Here is an 18,440-nt window from a genome sequence, read left to right on the forward strand (position 1 = left end):
CGGCATGGAAAAGTCAGGAGGAGCGCTCGCATGGCGCACATGGGCCAAAACCGCTCCTAACCCGTAAGGAGGCACCGCAATGAGAAACACCAGCCTCGCATCGCCTTTGAAAATCGTGGTCGGAATCTGCTTGGCAGCATGCTTGACCCTATGCGCCGTCGCGCTTTCGGGATGCTCCCAATCCGCCGCGGCACAGAGCGCGCAAAAGATCGCCTTCAAGGCGGCATGCGCCGACGAATATCAGGCGGCGCTCGATGCGGTGCGGGAGCAGGCCGATGACGCCAAGCTCATAGCCATACGCACCTCCGCCTACGCCTTTGAAGGCTCCACCCCCAATTGGATGTATCTGTTCTACTCGTGGAAGCACGCGAACTCCTACACCGTGTTTGTCGTTGACGGAACGGCTACCGTTGGAGAAACGGGCAAGCTATCATTTACGCAGGACGATTTCGAGGCGGTCCCGGACGTGACGGGCCTCGCCTACGATGTCGATGCGGCATACAAACTGCTCACGGAATCCATCGAAGGCGACGGAAAACTCGCTACGTGCCGGGCATATCTAATGACGTTCGTAGAGGGAGATGAAGACCCCACAGCAGACGCCATGAAGTGGTTTTTCTCCTTCAACGAGCCCGATGATGCCGCCGACCTGAAAGAGGACGAAACCACGCAGGAGTCCGGCGCGACGCAAGATCTCGAACCGCGCGCATTTACGGTCGATGCAAGCACCGGAGAAGTGACCGAGCTCGCCCGCTCCAATGCGGAAGAAGATGCGCAGGACGCAAATCCTGAGGATGCCCCATCCGAAGGCAATGGAGCCGAAGACGCAGAATCCGAGAACGCGGAGTCCGAGCAGTAGCTTAGGCGCCTCCCGCAATCGCATGCAGCCGAAAGGACAGCGGTGATACGAAAACGAACCCAGGAAAGCCAAGGGCGTGGCATCAGCAGACAGGAGCTTGCCGTTCTTGTGCTTTGCCTCATGTTCCTGCTCTCCTCAACAATTCTCATCCATGAGCTGGGAAACCGCTTTCTCGCCCAAGGCACCCTTTTGGGCTTCGCGGTAAACGCGCGCGCCATATCCTGCCTTGCGCACGCCCTGGGCGTGGTGGTGGGCTTCGGGGCGATCGGGGCCCTGCATGCGAAGACGAATTCCCTCGACGTTGCAAAACGCTGGGTTTGGGTTGCAATGCTCATGATGCAGGCGCTGCTCTGCATGGGGTTCTACATAACGCTGCACCCATTCGGCGACGCCACCGCAACGTGCATCATTCAGCTTTTGAGCGGAATGCTGGGATCTGTGTTCTTCATAAGCTTGATGCGCATTGCACGCCGCTTGCAAACGGGCGAATTCATTTTTGGAGCAATAGCCTACACCGCCGGAACGGCGCTTATCATATACGGCCTATTCAGCATCCTCGACTCTTTTGCTCTCGTCGCAGCGGTGGCTTCGGTTCACCTGGCGCTGGTCGTTGCCGGAGGGGTCCTCTTTTTATGGCTCGCCTTTAAAAACCCCGTCACATCTGCCATATTCGTCGATTGCTCCGCCCCCTCCGTTCAACTTTCAAACGACGGAGGGACGACGGCAGGTCGCACCAAACGAGTGCCTCCGTTCACATACCTCTGGATTGCCCTGTGCTCATACGGATTGGTTTTTGGCGTGCTCCACGTTATTCCCCTGGGGCTTCCGGCGACCCAGTTCTCGCGCGTAGTGGCGAACCTGCTTGGCATGGTAATGGCAACGGCGCTCATCAAGATATCGCTCCCCCAGCGCGAAATTACCACTACCCTCATTTGGAACAGGATGTACCGCTTGGTATTTCCCTTCGTCACGCTGGCTGCCCTGCTCATTTCGTTCACGGGCGGCAGTGGGTTCATCCCCTCGCTCGCATGTGCCGAAAGCGCGCAGTATTTCTTCGACATGCTTCTCGCCATCGCGTGTTTTGCCGTATGCAAGACCACCGGAGTTCAGTCTTCGCAGATCTTCGCCCATGCGTTTCTTGCTCGCTACGTAGGATTTTTCGTCGGTGACTTCATCGCCATGCTCATCCATGAATTTGCGCCCATGACAACCGAAGTGTTCAGCGCCATCGGCATTGCCGTGTTTTTGCTGCTGGTAACGGTCACGTTCAACGTGAACGGTGAGAAATACGCCAAAACCGCCTGGGGCATCTTGCCCAAAGAGAGCCCCAAGGCGCTCTATCAGCGCAATCTGAACGCAAGATGCGAGCAACTCGCTAACGACAACCGCCTAACGGCGCGCGAACGCGAAGTGCTCCTGATGCTTGCTCAAGGAAAACGGCCGAAGGAGATCAGCGAAGAACTCGTGGTGTCCGTGGCCACCGTACGCACGCATGTGCAAGGGGTGTACAACAAGCTCGATGTGCACTCTTACGACGATTTGGTAAGCCTCGTGCGCAGCAAATAGGCGTGATACGTACCGCCCCATTGCCGATACCGAACGAGGCGGTGCCACGCAAAAGCGCCTGAAAAGCCGACTCGGGTCGCCACTGTCGCAAGGCAAGCGGCCCATGCGAAGTCGCCTATCACCCGCCGAGTCGACCTTGCCGCAGAGCAAACGTGGAGATTCCGTAGCCAGACCGCGCGGGGAGCATCTTTTTGGGGCTTCTCGGCCGACTCTGCGTCGAAAACGCCCATAATAGCCCCTTGTATTTATCCGCAGCTTTTTCGATTGCAATCGAAAAGCGCCACGAGCCTTGGCGGCTCCTCGTGCATCGGCGGACAAGCGTAGTTCGACAAGCCCTTTGGTGGCCGTAGAATCGCTTTCGGCCAGCGCGCTTTGCGCCTTCGCACGTTCCGTATTTCGCCTGAGGCTCACTTTGAGACGAAGCCTCATGGCGATGATCTTCGCTCATCGCACGCCGCGCATCTTTGCGCCGCATGATGCTGTCCTGCGCATACATTGCCATCGCATGAAGCAGACCCGTCGGGCCTGATGCCTCTCTGCGCTTTGCAGACGCCGCACGCGCGTTTGCGTCCACAAGCGCCATGAGTCGCTTCGCCTCCGCTTGCAGCAGGCGCCTCACGCGCATGCTTCGCACAATCGGACGCAGAGAAAGCCCAGCGCAACGTGATGGGACAAACTAAGATAGGAGAACCATGACCGCATTCTCAGAGCTCGGCCTGTCAGAAAAAACCCTGGCCGCCGTTGAAGACCTAGGATACACCGAGCCCACCCCCGTTCAGGAGCAGGCCATTCCCCTGATGCTTGAGGGCCGCGACATCATTGCCGCCGCCAAGACCGGCACCGGCAAAACCGCCGCGTTCTCGCTGCCCAGCATGGACACGCTCCCCCACCGCGCCATTGGCGAGAGCGGCCCCTTCATGCTGGTGCTCACCCCCACGCGCGAGCTCGCAAGCCAAATCGGCGAAACCTGCATGCCCATTGGCAAGCGCACCGAGCACTTTGTTGCCATGTTCGTGGGCGGGGTGAAATACGACCCGCAAATCAAAAAGCTCGAGCGCGGCATCGATGTTGCCATTGCCACGCCCGGCCGTCTGATCGACCTCATGGATCGCGGGGCGGTGGACCTCTCCGCCGTGCGCGTGCTTGTGCTCGACGAGGCCGACCGCATGCTCGACATGGGCTTTTGGCCCCAGGTGGAGCGCATCGTGAAGGAAACGCCCGATGATCGCCAGACGCTTCTGTTCTCGGCGACCATCGACCGCAGCCAGGACAAAACTATGTTCTCGTTGCTCAACGACCCCGCCATTGTGGAAATCGCCCATCGTGGCGACACCGCCGACAAGATCGACCAGTACGTCATCCACACCACGCGCCGTCAGAAGCCCGAACTGCTGAATGCCCTGATCAAAGAGAAGGGCGGCTTCCGCGTCATTGTGTTCACACGCACCAAGGGCGGCGCAGACAACGCAACCAAGCGCCTGAGGCGCGCGGGCATTCCCACCGAAGCCATTCACGCCGACCGCTCGCAAGCGCAGCGCACTCGAGCTCTGGAGAATTTCCGCATCGGCAAAACCAACGTGCTGGTTGCCACCGACGTGCTGGCACGCGGCATCGACGTGAGCGGCGTGGACTATGTGGTGAACTACGACCTCCCCATGATGCCGGAGGATTACGTGCACCGAATCGGCCGCACCGGCCGCGCAGGCGCCGACGGCTTGGCCATCTCCCTCGTCACGCCTGAGACGAAGAGCCTGCTCAAAGGCATCCAAAAGTTCATTGGCAAAAAGATAGACGAGATGGACTACAAGGTTCCGGCAGATGCTTTCGAACCGCTGCCCTCTGACGACCCGCGCGTTGTGAACCAGGCGCGCATTGCCGAGGAGGAGCGCCGCGCTGCCGCCGAAAAGCGCGGCTCCAGCAAGACCGAGGGCAAGCGAGGCCGCAGGCGCAAGATGCGCAGCCGCGACATCGAGCGCGCCGAGGAGCATAAGAAGCGCAAAGCCGCCGAGGCGGAAGGTCGCGAATACGTGGCGCCCGAGCGCCCGAAACGCGAGAAGAGCGACCGACCTCTGTCGCTTGAAGAGCGCCAGGCGCGTGCCGAGGCGCAGTTCAACGCGATGTTCGATATTCCCAACATCGAGGACGGCAAACGCAAAGAGGCCGGACGCGACGCCAAGGAGGCGAAACGCAAAGGCAAGCGCAGCGGCGAGCGCACGTATTCTTACGAGCAGTTCTCGCGCGGCAAGCGCAAGGGCCAGGCGGGCGCCGAGGCGCGTCATGAGCGCGGCCGCGTTTACGGTTTCGACCGTCGCGGCGGGCGTAAGGAGCGCGACTTCGAGGGCGACTTTGAAAGCGAAAACGACCGCAAGCCGCGCGGCAAGAAGTACAGCAGCAAGCAGTACTCGGATGGCCGCGGCGCTAAACCGGGCAAGAAGAATTACGGCAAAGGCGCTGCCAACCATGCGGGTAAAGGCATCCGTTCGACCGGCCGCGGCGGCGAAGGCTTCCGTACCGCAGCCGGCGACGGCAAGCGCGCGGGAAAGGGCGGCTTCCAGCGCTCCGGTAAGGGCGGCTTCGACGGTGGCCGCGGCAAGGGCGGCCGCACCCAGCGCGGCGACTTCAATGGACGCGGCAAGGGCGAGTTCCGCCCCGGCCGCAGCAATCGCACCGGCGGCGGGCGTCCCGCAAGCCGCGGCAAGGGCGGCATGAACCGCGGACGATAAGCCGAATCATATCGGTCCATAGCATGACGAAGGGCGTCGGAATACCCCGACGCCCTTCACAATAAGCCCTTCAGCCAAAGAGCTCTATCTCTCCACGCAGGAATTCTTCAATGCCGCATCCCGTTGAGCCAATGATGATTGGATGCGCGTGCGGATTCTCGACAAGAAACCGCGTCATTCCGTTTGTGGGTTTCACCCTGCCACTCCTCACTTCAATGGCAGTAACCGCATCCTTATCGGCGATAACATAATCAACCTCGTCGTTGCCGTCACGCCACCAGAACACCGAAAACCCCTCTATTGAAGCCCGGTTAATCAGATACGCCCCGACGGCGCTTTCGACCAAATGCCCTCGAAGCGACGGATCGGTCAACAGAGCCTTTCGCCGCCGCCCATACTCAGCAACCATGAGCGCGGTGTTGTGTACCACAAGGCGCGGAGAGCTCGCTTTCTCCCTGATGAGTTTGGGGTCGTATTTCTGCAGGCCGCTCATAAGGCCCGCCCTGGACAAAAGACTCACGTAGTGAGCAATCGTCGCAGCATTGCCCTTATCGTCAAGCTGCCCCAGCAGTTTCCGATATGAAACCTCTTGTCCCGAATACGGGGTGCCAACCTCGAATAACCGGCGCATGAGCTCAGGCTTCCTCACATCGGCAAGCTGGAGCACATCGTTGGCGATACTTGGCTCGATGATAGAATTCCGCACGTAATTAAGCCATCGTCCCTCGTCATCCTTGAGGGACGCGGCACCAGGGTAGCCGCCATAATAGAGATAGTCATCCAAATCGTAGCCAAACGCGTCTGCGCATTCCGAATACGACCAGTGGGGTGAGTGGATAAGCTCGAATCTTCCCATCAGCGATTCATTGAGACCGTCATGAATGAGCGTGGCCGAAGACCCCGTGAGCACCACCTTTACTTCAATCCGGTTACTCGTATCTTCATCCCAAAGCGTTTTGACGGCGGCAGGCCATCCTCTAATGAATTGCACTTCGTCTACAACAAGGAGAACAGGTCGATGCTGAGAGGCGAACAGGTTCCTCGCCCGATACCATTGCGCCTTGATCCAATCCTGCGTCGATTCGTTCTTCGTTGCCTCCGCAAACAGGCAAGGAAGGTCCACCTGCGCCACCGCTTGGTTCACCGCTGTGGTCTTTCCCGTTTGCCGGGGGCCTACGACAATTTGCATGAACCGCCTTGGCTCTTCTATTCTTTGCTTGATTGTGGATACTATTGAACGCTGATAAGGCATTTTTCCACCTCTACTGAACAAATTTTGTACAGTATCTCACAAATTTTGTTCTCTATCTCACAAAAATTTATTTAACAATAGAGGAAACGAATGGTACGGTTGCCGCTTCGATTATGAAGTCCTCCCGGCTGCCGGCTCCTTCGTGAGTTCGCGGAGAGAATCGCCCTCTTTCTATTCCTGATTCCAGGCAATTCTCAATCGCACTATTGAACTTTTGCTTTGGGGTTGATGGCTAAAATGTCGAATAGCTCTTGACGGGCATTAATCCCAACTTTGGTGTAGAGACAGTTCATCGAGGTAAGGAATGTCAATTTGCCCTGTTCCCAAAATGCACGATGAGATGCGCAAACCCGAAACCCGTCGCCCGCCCCTCCGGCGCCAACGTCAAGCGGGAGCCTACCGGATTGTCCTTCCGCCCTGCTCGTATTCCACCGGCTCCCTACCCAACGATGAGCGCGGCCGCTGCCTATACCGTTTTCGCTCATCACTTCCCACAGCGCACGGAGCTCGCGTCGGAGCGTTCTCTCGTCTTCCGCCGACACGCTCACCCGGTACAGCTCCGAAGCCCCGCACAAGGCATCGCCACCGGAAAAATAAGCCGCATAGGCTGCAGCATCTGCGGGCATTACGATCGATAAGGGCATATCCCCATGTTTTATGTGAACCAATCTAGACGATTGTCACCGTTTCCTGTGAAGACAAAAGAGCCGCATATTCCGACAATACACGGCGCGGATCGAAAGTTTCGTCAATATCAAACACAAGGAGGAACTATGAGGGGAAACATTTCTCGCAGGAGCCTTATAAAAGGCGGCGCAATAGCCGCAGCGGGCGCAGCCATTGCGGGCATTGCGGGATGCGCGCCAACAACGAAAGAGAGCGCATCGCAGACCAATTCTTCCGAACTTCCACCGGATCTTAGGAATGCGGATTTCGAGTATAGCGTCGTCGAACTCGACCCCATTAGCGAATTCGATACAGAGGAAACCTACGACATCGTAGTCGTAGGAGCGGGATGCGCGGGAGTTCCCGCTGTGCTTACCGCCGTGGAAGAAGGAGCTTCCGTTGCGTGTCTGCAAAAAGAGGCCACGGTATCCGCAAACGGAAACGGATGCTCGTTTGTCGTAAAGGCCGCCTCAAACGCCGCAGGCATCATGAGATGGCGAAGCGATTGGGCGAAGCTCAACGACTGGCGCATTAACCCCGCCTTATTCCAATACTACATTGATTTTGCCGAAGAAGCAGTCCCTTGGGTGATTGAGCGAGGAATTGAAGAAGGCATTACCCCCATCGAATTCCTCACAGACAGTTCGGTTCGCTATGACGATGGCGGCATTGTTGCGGTCTGCGACGCTACGCAGGAATCGAACCAAGACCTAATGGTGGCACTCGCGAAGCGGGCAGAAGCGCAGGGAGCTACGTTTTATTACGAAACACCTTGCGTCCAGCTCGTCCAATCTGACGACGGAACAGTGACGGGCGCGATAGGAAAGACCTCTGACGGCAAGTATATCAAGCTCAATGCCAACAAGGGCGTCATCCTTGCAGCAGGCGATTACATGAACAACGATTCCATGGTAGATCGCAACATGCACGACGCGAAAATGTATCCTAAAGTCCTCGTTAACCATACGGGAGATGGGCACATCCTCGGCATTCTCGCCGGTGGGCGCATGGCCCCATTGGGACATGCTCGCCAGATACACACTAACTACATCGGGCCCTTCATGTTCTTCCCGTTCCTAGCGCTAAGCGCCGAAGGCAAGCGATTCTGCAACGAAACGGTGGGGATGTCGAGCCTCAACATCCCCATGTCGTATACGACAAGGCCGGAAGACGCCGGAAAGCATTTCCGCCTTTTCGACTCGAAGAAAGAGAACTACTACCCGAACGGCCTGGGCGTTTCGCCCGCCACGCTTGTCGGAGAAGGGTCCGCTTGGATGGATCCCAGCATTCTTGTTTCGGGGAACACCCTTGAAGAGCTTTGCGAAAACGCCGGCATCCCTGTTTCTGACGGCATGGAGAGCATCAAGCGCTACAACGAAATGTGCGCCCAGGGACGCGACGACGATTTTGGCGTACCGGGAGACTACCTTGTAGCCATGGACACGCCTCCGTATTATTGCATCAAGGGCGACGTTGGCATGTCGGGAATCAATGCAGGCGTCATGGTGGATGACCGATATCGCGTCATCGACGAGAATGACAACCCGATTCCTGGTCTTTATGCTGCAGGCATTCAGGCGGGCAACCCGTGCGGAGGCATCAACTGGAACATGCCCGGCGGTTTTTCGAATTCTCATATCTTTACGGCTGGCCGCTACACGGTCATACATGCGCTCACGGGCGATACCGCCCCTTCGAATCCGAGCGGATTTGACAAAGTGAAGAAATACTTCGCAGGTCCCGACGGATCGTACATGTGGGATGACCCATCCTGCGCCTCCGCCATCGTCACCTGGTAAAACAACACCTCCCCTCCAGAGGCCGGGAAAATATTCCCGGCCTCTTTATTCAGAAGGCACCGCCCTCACACTCTTGGACGAGAAGAATCGCCGCTTTTCCCCAACAAATCGATGAGCTCTTGGCGAGAATGGATATCGAGTTTCCTGTACAGGCTCTTCGCATAAGTCTGCACGCTGTTGAGAGACAGCCCCAAATCTTCCGCAACTCGCTTCTGGGTATTGCCCTGAGCAAGAAGGGTCATGACTTCTCGCTCTCTCCTTGTTAGGCCGAAGGACTCGGCTAATTCATGTATGCGCTCGATGCCCTGGGACTCTGGAGATTCATTTTGGGTCGCAGGCAAGCCCTCGTCCTTCTTCATGTTCCCCGCAATCCAAACGATAACACACGCAGTCATAGCAAAGGCCGTTGCCAGCGCCACCAAATTGACGATGAGCGCCAATTCACCTTTTATCAAAGGATCCACCGCCAGCACATCCGCAAAGGCGTTGATAAGCATGATTGCTGAAAGAACGGAAGATACGATGATTGCATTCGAGCGTCCGTCAAGCCCCGAGCCCCACAAAAAAGCAAGGAGCATGAGCAAGGTCATCGCAAGAGGGCGACTAGGGAGGATTAGTTCTGCGCACAAGTCTGAGTGATCAGGGTTCAAAAGAGCGACGCAGTACAAAAACACGGTAAGCAGAAGGGCGAAAGCGACCCAAAACCAAAGCCCGGTCCAATTCTTAAAATTCAGCCGGAAACGCTCGCTCCCCCTATACTCAGCAACTGCATATAGCGCGCATAACACGTACAGGAGCAATCCCACGATAAAATGCAGAGGATTATCCGTAAACCAAACCCCGCTTGTTGCAGCAACATGAGTTCCCATGAACGCTGCGCTTGCAAACAGATAGAGGAGCAGCATGACGACGAGCGGCATGTACTTCGCCGTAGCCCCCTCTCGCCGCGAAGCAAAATCCGCCTCCTGACGATTACTGAGCCCAAAAGGCAAAAGAGAGATGACACCGGCAACGATTAGCATCGGATAGCAGGAGCTTGTTGCCGTAAGCCCAGCAAGCGGAAAGACAGATGGAACAGCTACTCCAACGAATAAGCCAAGCGGCATCGAACCGAGCACCGCGATGGCAATCTTGCCGCCGTCCATGCTTCGCATCACCTTGGCAATACGAAGGGTGACGAAGAATCCGCAAAATCCCACAGCGACTGGAAACGCAATAAACAGAACATTCGGGGGCTCGACGCCCACTAAAGACAGGATAATGAGCGCCGCGGCCAACATGCATAGCACGACAAGCGATACAACCGTCGCCACACGGCTTATCCGCTCAACCTTTTGGGCACGCTTCAAAAGGCAAATCTGACAGATAAAGATGACAACGCAGCAAATGCATGACTGCACGCAGGTAGATAACGCAGAAGATGAAGAAGGAAATAGCTCCTCAGGAAAAACTGGGGAGGCAAGGAAGGACCAATAAAACATCAGTACGCAGATTGCTGCCAGGAGCATTGATGCCCTCCCCTCCGTGCATCATCAGGACCAAGACTATCGCTCACTGTGAAATTCTACAATTGACTTGCCTACCGCAGGGCAAAAATGAGTCGAAATGCGAACAAATGATGCGCAGGCAGCGACTGGACGAGCGTCGTCATTCCAAAAAACGCACACCCATAAGCTGGACAACACAGCTAAGGCGCATCTCACGGCGACCTTCATGGGCGCGGGAAGAGCGAGTTCCGCCCCGGCCGCAGCGGACGCCCGAACGGGGGCAAGAGCGGCCACGGCGGCATGAAGCGCGGACGATAGCCCGAATCGCATCGGGCCATAGCACGACGAAGGGCGTCGGGATATCCCGACGCCCTTCGGCTTGTATCCGTATATGGCCTCCGCCTCCCGCCCCGCAATTCCACGCAAAGCAGCGGTCGAACGCTATATCGCCATGATCGCCATACGGCTGTCAACGATCAGGCCGCCGGTGACCGCGCCACCCCTCTCCCCATCGTTCGACGGGTTGATGATTACGTCGTAGCCCACGGCAAGTACGTTTTGCAACACATCATGCACCGCCATCTTCACGACCTCGAAGCCTCTGCCTTCTCCAATATCGGCAAAAGACTGCCCGAAGAACGTCTTGAGCGAGTCGACATCGGTGAACGCCACGAACAGGTCGTTTCCGCCGTGCCGCTCAAGAATGGCAAATGCACCGCTGGTCAAAAGCGGCACGAGCAGCGTCTTCTTCGTCGTCGGACATGCGCCCCAGCGATTCGGCAAGCGCCATATACATCGCCGGAACGCCACCGGAAAGGTTCCATTGCTCAATCTGCTCGCGCAAACTCAGATCGAAGAAATCCCTGCTCTGCGTCATTAGTTGCCCGAAGCACGCTTCTCCTGATATTCCTTCACCAGCTTTTGCTGCACATCGTAGGGCGCCTGCTCGTAGCCGCTGTCCTCAAGCGTATAGCTGCCGGAACCGCGCGAGATGGAGCGCAGGTCCTTGGTGTAGGTGATGACCTCGGCATAGGGAGCGCGCACCATAATGACGGTATTGCCCTCGTCGTCGGAGTCGGTGCCTACAATGCGGCCTCGACGCGTGGAGATGTCGCCCATCACGGCGCCAGCGTATTCCTCGCCCACCGTGATATCCATGTTCACCATGGGTTCAAGCAGCACCGGGTCGGCCTTCTCGCATGCTGCGCGGAAGCCAATGCGCGCGGCGGTCTTGAACGCCATTTCGTTGGAGTCGACCGAGTGGTACGAGCCGTCGAATACGGTGCATTTGATATCCACCATGGGATACCCCGCCAAGAAGCCCTCGGTCATGGCCTCCTGCACGCCCTTGTCAACCGCAGGAATCAGACCGCCGGGAATCACGCCGCCCTTGATGGCGTCCACGAACTCGTAGCCCTCACCCGGATTCGGCTCAAGGCGCAGCCAGCAATCGCCGAACTGACCCGCGCCGCCCGTCTGCTTCTTATGGCGGCCCTGGGCCTCGGCAGGCTTGCGGATGGTCTCGCGATACGGAATGCGCACGGGCACCAGACGCGCCTCGACGCCCGTCTGATCCTTCAGGCGGTTAAGGATGGTTTCCACCGCGGCGTCGCCCATGGTGGTGAGCACGGTCTGATGGGTCTCATCGCTGCGGTTGATGCGCACCGTAGGATCGTTCTCGGCCACACGAGCGAGGAACGCGCCCAGCTTATCCTCTTCGTTCTTGTTCACGGCCTCAATAGCAACCGGATACTGCGGCACCGGGAACGGCAGCGGCGCCACCTCGATATCGCCGGTATGCGAAAGCGTATCGCCCGTGCGCGTTTCGGAAAGCTTGGGGATCACGATGATGTCGCCCGCCATGGCGCTCTTCACGTCGGTGGTCTCCTTGCCCTTCATGATGCACACGTGCCCCAGGCGCTCCTTCTTGCGTGTACGCGCGTTCACCAGCTCCAGGCCGGGCGCGAACACGCCGGAGATGACCTTCACGAAGCTCAGACGACCCACATACGGATCAGCCAGCGTCTTGAACACGAAGCCTGCGGCCTGCTGGTCTTCCTTGGTCACCATGATCTCGCCGCCGTCGGCCAAAGGAATGGGGCCGTGCGCGGTAGGATGCGGGAAGTAGGTGCAGATGTCTTCCATCAGGCCCTGAATGCCCTGCTTGATGATGGTGGACCCCACGAACACAGGAATGAAGAGCTCCTGAGCGATGGCCTTGTCGAACAGGCCCTCGAGCTCTTCCTGGGTCAGCTGCTCCTCGCCGTCCAGGTACTTCATCATCAGGTCGTCATCGGCCTCGGCAACCAGGTCGCACAGCTTATCGCGGGCGGCCTGCGCGGCATCGGCATACTCCTCGGGAATCTCCTCAACGCGCTCGGTGTCGCCCTCAAAGTAGCGGGCCTTCATGCGCAGCACATCGATGACGCCCTTGAAATCTTTGTCCACGCCAATGGGAATGGTGACCGCGCCCAAACGGCTGCCAAAACGCGCATGCAGCGTGGCCATGATCACGTCGAAGTTGGCGTTCTCGCGGTCGATGTGGTTGATGAACACCGAGCGCGACAGGCGCATGTTCTCCGCCTCGTGCCAGAGCTTGGTGGTCATGACCTGCGGACCGGCCACGGCGTCGATCACGAACATAGCCATCTCGGCCGCCTGCATGGTGGCAAGCGTATCGCCGATGAAGTCGGGGTGGCCCGAGGTGTCAAGCAGGTTGATCTTGTAATCCTTGTAAGGGATGGGGGCGATGGAGGTGCCCAGCGTGAACTTGCGCTTGATTTCCTCCGCGTCGTAATCCATGTAAGACTTGCCGTCGTGCGTGGTTCCCATGCGCGGAGTCTGGCCGGAAATATGAAGCATCGCTTCAGCCAGAGAGGTCTTGCCCGCACCATCCTGTCCGACCAACACGATGTTGCGGACATGCAAGGTCTCAGGTGCTGCCATTGTTACCACCGTCCCTTTCTGGGGCATGCGCCCCCGTCGCGGCGCGCGGCCGCATAGAACTCACGCGCCCCACGCTGTGGCGCCGAGGACGGTTTGCAGGGGACGGGCGGGGTCGCGCCGATAAGCCTGACGCCCGCTGCGCATCCGCCTTGCAGAAGCAAAGCCGGAGCGCCGCCAACCCGAGCTGCAAGCCGCCCCCTTGCGGATTGCTTGACCTCCTGCGAACATCGTGCAAATCGACATACTTAAGAGCACCAAGCCTCCCTTGCGCAGGGCGGCGTATTTTCGAATGTATAGAGTTTACCGTAAAAGAGCGTCCGATAAACGGCATAGAACCTATGGATTGAGGGAAGTTGGAACTTCATTTCGCAAAGAATCTGTTTCGTCGATTTTTCGTCGTATATGATATGATTACGACGTATTTTCGACGAAAGGATATATCGTGGGTACCTTGCTTCGAGAATCGGCCACCTTGGAATTCAAGCGCGAGATTTCCAAATCGTTCTGTACCACCGTTGTCGCATTCGCCAATAGCGACGGCGGGCGTATTCTCGTGGGTGTGAGCGACGGCGGCACGCCATTAGGGGTCGAAAATCCCGATGTCGTCATGCTCCAAGCGTCGCACGCAATCGCAGATTCTATATGCCCAGAGATACTCCCCTTCGTTTCCATCAACACGCTTGAGATAGAAGGCAAACCTGTCGTTGAGGTCATTGTGGAAGAAGGCGACAGAAAACCCTATTGCCTCGCCAACAAGGGATTCTCCCCTGCAGGCGTTTATCTGCGCAAGGGATCGGGCAATACCCCCGCAAGCGTTGACGCCATCAGATCTATGATCCGAACAAATGATGGCGACGTGTTCGAAAATCGGCGGAGTGAAAACCAGCAAATCACGTTCAATGCGGCACAGGCTTTTTTCTCCGACGCAAACGTGTCGTGCACTCGCGAAAACCTGAAAACGCTCCATGCCATCGGCCTTGACGGGTATTGCACGAATCTAGGATTACTGCTCTCGGACGAGTGCCCTTTCTCAATCAAATGCGCAGTTTATGACGACGAGGACGGCCTGGACTACCATGACAGGCGGGAGTTTACGGGGTCGGTTTTCTCTCAAATGCAAGATGCCCTCTCGTTTCTTGAGCTCAACAACACGCTTCATGCGTCATTCGAAGGGCTGCGCCGCAACGATTCCCATGCCGTACCACCCCGAGCAATGCGTGAAGCCCTGCTCAATGCCGTTATGCACAAAGACTACGACTACAACGCCCCCATTATCATCAACGTGTTCGCCAATCGCATCGAGTTCATCTCCACGGGAGGATTGGCGCAGGGCCTTACGGAGGGCGACATCATGGCGGGCGTATCCGCCACGCGAAACCCACGCCTTGCCGCTGTGCTTTTGCGCCTCAACATGGCAGAGGGCTACGGAATGGGCATCCGAATCATGAAAAAGCTGTACAAAGGAACGGGTCTCGCGCCGCAATTCAAAATCAACCCTGGCTCATTCGTAACCGTGTTGCCCAAAATTGGAACGGAGCCGCCTTCCGTTAACACGTCCATCGCCGAAGCGTCTCAATCGAGCGACCATGACTTAAATCCACATTGGTCGGACTGCCCTCCCCTTGCCGACACCACCAACGAACAGGCGATTACGACGTTCAGCAATATGCCCGCATTTCGTCCCGCCCCGAATCGAAAGCGATACGAGTACGCCGTTATTGAGTTCGCCGAAGAGCATGGCGAAGTACGCAGGGCGGATGTCGAGCGCATGCTTGGCATTTCGCGCGATGCAGCGCTCGCCCTTGTCGAAGGACTCGTAATGCAGGGAGCGCTCATGAAACAAGGCAAATCGCGTAACACCCATTACGTGCCCGTCGAAGCGTCGCATTAGCACGCCCGCCATCGCAAGCCGTTTATCTGAATACGAAAACGTGCACGGCATCCTCTCGCGCACGAGGGATATACTTGCCCGCAAACAATACGGAGCATCCCTACCGCGTTCCGCGCCAAAACACGGAGCAACAACCGAAAGGACCCTCATGACCCAGGCATATTCTACCCAGATGGAAGCCGCGAAACATGGCATCATCACACCGCAGATGGCCACCGTGGCAGCCGATGAAGGCATTGACCCCGAAATCATTCGCGAACGCGTAGCAGCCGGCAGCATTGCCATTCCCGCCAACCATACCCACACGGCGCTGCATGCAGCGGGTGTAGGAGAAGGCCTGCGCACAAAGGTAAACGTCAATTTGGGCATTTCTGGCGATGTCCATGACTATTCCTGTGAGATGGAAAAGGTGCACACCGCACTTAAGTTTGGCGCCGAAGCCATTATGGACCTGTCCAACTACGGCAAAACGCATGACTTTCGCATGGAGCTCATCGGCATGTCGCCCGCGATGATCGGGACCGTGCCCATGTATGACGCCGTAGGTTACCTGGAAAAGGACCTCGCGCAAATCACCGCGCAGGATTTTTTGGACGTGGTGCGCGCGCACGCCGAGGAGGGCGTTGACTTTGTAACCATTCACGCCGGCATGAACCGCAAGGCCATCGACAGCTTCAAGAGGAGCGGCCGCATGATGAACATCGTAAGCCGCGGCGGCAGTCTGATATATGCCTGGATGGAGATGACGGGCAACGAGAACCCGTTCTTCGAGCATTACGATGAGCTGCTCGACATCCTCTACGAGCACGACGTGACCATCTCGCTGGGCGACGCGATGCGCCCGGGCTGCGTGGCCGATGCCACCGACGCAAGCCAGGTGAGCGAGCTCATCGAGCTGGGGCTGCTCACGCAACGCGCATGGGAGCGCAACGTACAGGTGATGATTGAGGGGCCCGGGCACATGACGCTCGACCAGATTGCCGCCAATATGCAAATCGAGAAGCGCCTGTGCCACAACGCACCGTTCTACGTGCTGGGGCCGCTCGTGACCGACATCGCGCCTGGCTACGACCACATCACCTCCGCCATCGGAGGTGCTATCGCAGCGGCCAACGGCGCCGACTTCCTGTGCTACGTGACGCCTGCCGAACACCTGCGTCTGCCCAGCGTGTCCGACGTGAAGGAAGGCGTCATCGCTGTCAAGATTGCTGCTCACGCCGCCGACCTGGCGAAAGGCATTCCCGGCGCGCGCGATTGGGACGACCGCATGAGCCGCGCCCGCCAGAAGATCGACTGGGACGCCATGTTCGAAGAAGCCATCGACCGCGAGAAGGCCGAGGAGTACGTGGCCAGCGCCCAGCCTTCCGACCCGCACACCTGCACCATGTGCGGCAAGATGTGCGCCGTGCGCAACATGAACAAGACCATGGCCGGCGAAGGGGTGAACATCCTGTAGAAAGCTGCGGCCAGGCATCGGAAGTATGGCGCCTGGCCGCAATCGACACGCACCCACGCATATGCCAAGTAGAACGACCCGGTATTGTCGGGTCGTTTTTCGTTTGTCACCCGAACTTTTGAGCGCGTACCAACCTATTGAAAAGATGGAGATGCCGAGACGCGCCTTGCGGCGACGCCGCCCCTAGTTGGCCTTCACGCCGATGAGCGCGCAGGCTTCCTCCTTGGAATGCACGTCCAACTTGGCGTACAGATGACGAATATGCGTCTTCACGGTGTTTTGCGATAGAAACAGTTCCTGCTCTATCTGCGTACGCGTCTTGCCCTGGCCAATAAGCATGAGCATCTCGGTCTCACGCTCCGTCAAGCCGAATTCCGCCGCAATGCGATTGCAGCTGGAAATCAGGCGCTCGCGCGGGCTTTGCACATGCGCTCCGCTCTCCAGACTGATACCCGCCGCGCCCCAGTCGGCATTCACGGCTTTCTCGCTGCGCCATATGAGCACACAGACAGCCACCAACACAAAGCCGAGCAGCGCAGCACCGGCGAGCGTGGGGGCATCCAGCACGATATCCGACCTGCCAATGGCCTCACGCAGCATGACGCCCACGAAAATGCCACTCTCGCTGCAGGCGCGCGCGATGGCAAACAGCCGTAAGCTAGGCAAGTCGAAGCGAAAGGCAAGATTCGCCAAAACGGCAATCACGAACACCGTAAACCACACATATGCCAATTTCATCAGGAAGGAAACGACCTGGGCAAACCCCATAGCAACACCGGGCACGAACACAAGCGCAACGACGGTTACGGCCAGACACACCTGCGTCATCATGCGCATGTCGAACATGCTGGGCCGCCGCAGCGCCATATACAGCATCAACGCACCCGCGCATGCCGTTGCCCAAATGCGGTGAACCGCGCCAAGATTTGCCGTCTCGCCTAAAACAATTCCCGTGAGCCCCGAAAGAACGCCTGCGATGCCCATGATAATGACAATCTTCCATGGCACAGGATAGCTCATCTCTTTTGTGCGAGGCGCCTCGTAGGGCACCAGCTTGAAGCTCGCCCATAAGCACGCCAGCGAAAGCACAGGAAGAAGCGACGTAGCTATCACCGAATACGGCTGCATCATGGTGGACACCAAACAGTAGACGACGAACGCTGCCACGCACGACCCGCCGCCATAGACCACCATGGACGTGGTCCCCATCTGGCAAAATACCTCTGCCCAAAGACAGAACAAGACCGCTCCGCCAATCGCCGTAACCACCGACACCGCAAAAATCAGGTCAGGGCCCATGCTCGCTGGAACGATTGCAAGCCCAATGACGGCCGTGCCCGCTGCGGTAATTGCCACGAGCGCGCTCGCAGAAACGCGGTGAGCGCTTAACGGGCCAATGCGGCGCGCCATAATCGCCATAATAATGAACGTGCCGATGTCGCCGATGCGCATGCCCGTTTCGGCGAGAACGCGCACATCGCGCGAAACCGGAAGATAAATCGTATCGACATGTGTGCAGCACAGCCATGCGATGAGCAGACCCATGCCCAAGAAGCGCAGAGGATGGAGCGTGTGCGGGGAGTCTGACCCCTCAAAGTCGATATCAGCGCTCGGCAGGATAAACCCGCGTTCGTCGCGCACACGCGTATCGGCCATGCAATTCCTCCCCCTCGAATGAATGCGTCCATTATACGGAGTCAAGTGCGATTGCTGAGGTAAGACCCCCGAAAATCAGGTTTTAACGGGATAGCGCAGCCGTCTCCCAGCGGCGGGATCTAAAAAAAACGCTCAACAT

11 protein-coding genes are annotated in these 18,440 nt (G+C 57.8%); 6 read left to right on the forward strand and 5 right to left on the reverse strand.

The annotated features are described in order from the left end of the window. Positions 1–79 precede the first annotated feature (79 nt). The 3 genes from DMP06_RS05755 to DMP06_RS05765 all read left to right on the forward strand — a co-directional run bounded on the left by DMP06_RS05755 (position 80) and on the right by DMP06_RS05765 (position 5,148). Positions 80–859 (forward strand): hypothetical protein, encoded by a 780-nt coding sequence (locus DMP06_RS05755; RefSeq protein WP_123208795.1) that lies wholly within the window; start codon positions 80–82, stop codon positions 857–859. Between the two features lie 42 nt (positions 860–901). Further along, the gene (locus tag DMP06_RS05760) at positions 902–2,425 is read left to right on the forward strand and encodes a response regulator transcription factor (protein WP_123208796.1); all 1,524 of its coding nucleotides are present in this window, start codon (positions 902–904) and stop codon (positions 2,423–2,425) included. Positions 2,426–3,117: 692 nt separating this feature from the next. After that, a complete protein-coding gene (locus tag DMP06_RS05765; RefSeq protein WP_123208797.1) occupies positions 3,118–5,148 on the forward strand; it encodes a DEAD/DEAH box helicase in 2,031 nt (676 codons plus the stop codon). Between the two features lie 70 nt (positions 5,149–5,218). Here the strand turns inward: DMP06_RS05765 and DMP06_RS05770 are convergent, their stop codons facing one another. Beyond that, positions 5,219–6,337 carry an ATP-binding protein gene (locus tag DMP06_RS05770; protein ID WP_245962399.1) on the reverse strand — a complete coding sequence of 373 codons (1,119 nt, stop codon included), beginning with the start codon at positions 6,335–6,337 and terminating at the stop codon, positions 5,219–5,221. Positions 6,338–7,173: 836 nt separating this feature from the next. On the opposite strand from DMP06_RS05770, the gene DMP06_RS05780 reads away from it, so the two are divergent. Further along, a complete protein-coding gene (locus tag DMP06_RS05780; protein ID WP_161957842.1) occupies positions 7,174–8,865 on the forward strand; it encodes an FAD-dependent oxidoreductase in 1,692 nt (563 codons plus the stop codon). Positions 8,866–8,930: 65 nt separating this feature from the next. On the opposite strand, the gene DMP06_RS05785 is transcribed toward DMP06_RS05780, so the two are convergent. The 3 genes from DMP06_RS05785 to fusA form a co-directional block, all read right to left on the reverse strand. Beyond that, on the reverse strand, positions 8,931–10,373 hold the full coding sequence (locus tag DMP06_RS05785) for a response regulator transcription factor (RefSeq protein ID WP_123208801.1): 1,443 nt from the start codon (positions 10,371–10,373) through the stop codon (positions 8,931–8,933). Between the two features lie 420 nt (positions 10,374–10,793). Beyond that, positions 10,794–11,087 carry a hypothetical protein gene (locus DMP06_RS05790; RefSeq protein WP_148042497.1) on the reverse strand — a complete coding sequence of 98 codons (294 nt, stop codon included), beginning with the start codon at positions 11,085–11,087 and terminating at the stop codon, positions 10,794–10,796. A gap of 141 nt (positions 11,088–11,228) precedes the next feature. Next, positions 11,229–13,298 (reverse strand): elongation factor G, encoded by a 2,070-nt coding sequence (gene fusA / locus DMP06_RS05800; protein WP_123208804.1) that lies wholly within the window; start codon positions 13,296–13,298, stop codon positions 11,229–11,231. 442 nt (positions 13,299–13,740) lie between these two features. Between fusA and DMP06_RS05805 the strand changes: the two genes are divergently transcribed. Together DMP06_RS05805 and thiC are read left to right on the forward strand one after the other, a co-directional pair. Beyond that, positions 13,741–15,189: an RNA-binding domain-containing protein gene (locus tag DMP06_RS05805; protein ID WP_123208805.1), complete on the forward strand. Its 1,449-nt coding sequence runs from the start codon at positions 13,741–13,743 to the stop codon at positions 15,187–15,189. 148 nt (positions 15,190–15,337) lie between these two features. Next, positions 15,338–16,645: a phosphomethylpyrimidine synthase ThiC gene (gene thiC, locus DMP06_RS05810; protein ID WP_123208806.1), complete on the forward strand. Its 1,308-nt coding sequence runs from the start codon at positions 15,338–15,340 to the stop codon at positions 16,643–16,645. A gap of 183 nt (positions 16,646–16,828) precedes the next feature. On the opposite strand, the gene DMP06_RS05815 is transcribed toward thiC, so the two are convergent. After that, positions 16,829–18,301 carry a helix-turn-helix transcriptional regulator gene (locus tag DMP06_RS05815; protein WP_123208807.1) on the reverse strand — a complete coding sequence of 491 codons (1,473 nt, stop codon included), beginning with the start codon at positions 18,299–18,301 and terminating at the stop codon, positions 16,829–16,831. Between the last annotated feature and the right edge of the window lie 139 nt (positions 18,302–18,440).

It is taken from the genome of Slackia equolifaciens, from assembly GCF_003725995.1.
GTDB lineage: Bacteria > Actinomycetota > Coriobacteriia > Coriobacteriales > Eggerthellaceae > Slackia > Slackia equolifaciens.

Coding starts and splice junctions, on each gene's coding strand:
- DMP06_RS05755 (WP_123208795.1), top strand. CDS start 80: ATGAGAAACACCAGCCTCGCATCGCCTTTGAAAATCGTGGTCGGAATC.
- DMP06_RS05765 (WP_123208797.1), top strand. CDS start 3,118: ATGACCGCATTCTCAGAGCTCGGCCTGTCAGAAAAAACCCTGGCCGCC.
- DMP06_RS05770 (WP_245962399.1), bottom strand. CDS start 6,337: ATGCAAATTGTCGTAGGCCCCCGGCAAACGGGAAAGACCACAGCGGTG.
- DMP06_RS05780 (WP_161957842.1), top strand. CDS start 7,174: ATGAGGGGAAACATTTCTCGCAGGAGCCTTATAAAAGGCGGCGCAATA.
- DMP06_RS05785 (WP_123208801.1), bottom strand. CDS start 10,373: ATGCTCCTGGCAGCAATCTGCGTACTGATGTTTTATTGGTCCTTCCTT.
- fusA (WP_123208804.1), bottom strand. CDS start 13,298: ATGGCAGCACCTGAGACCTTGCATGTCCGCAACATCGTGTTGGTCGGA.
- thiC (WP_123208806.1), top strand. CDS start 15,338: ATGACCCAGGCATATTCTACCCAGATGGAAGCCGCGAAACATGGCATC.
- DMP06_RS05815 (WP_123208807.1), bottom strand. CDS start 18,301: ATGGCCGATACGCGTGTGCGCGACGAACGCGGGTTTATCCTGCCGAGC.